We start from the raw sequence: 251 nt of genomic DNA, 5'->3' as shown, positions 1-251 counted from the left end.
GGTCGAGCCGGCGGGCTCGGGCGGCGTGAGCCCGCTGGAGGCGGATGCGGCCTACCGCGCGGCCGAGGCGCGCCATGCCCAAGCCTGGTACGCAGCCATCAGCGCCGACATCTGGGGCGCGCCGGGCAGCCCGCATCCGCCATCGTCTCGATCGTCTTCCAAGGAGGGAACCCCGCCATGCAACGCCGCCATTTCCTGATCACCCCACCCGCACTCGCCCTGGGCGCGGCAGCCGGCTCCGCGCTCGCCGC

1 protein-coding gene is annotated in these 251 nt (G+C 74.9%); it reads left to right on the top strand.

Translation table 11 applies throughout. The features are described from left to right. Positions 1 to 199, top strand: a 199-nt coding sequence (locus tag A612_RS16755; RefSeq protein WP_141630363.1) for an FCSD flavin-binding domain-containing protein, incomplete at its 5' end; no start/stop codon positions are given. Between the last annotated feature and the right edge of the window lie 52 nt (positions 200 to 251).

It is taken from the genome of Melaminivora alkalimesophila (assembly GCF_000282995.1).
Classification (GTDB): domain Bacteria; phylum Pseudomonadota; class Gammaproteobacteria; order Burkholderiales; family Burkholderiaceae_C; genus Melaminivora; species Melaminivora alkalimesophila.
This window is presented reverse-complemented; position numbering and strand designations above follow the sequence as displayed.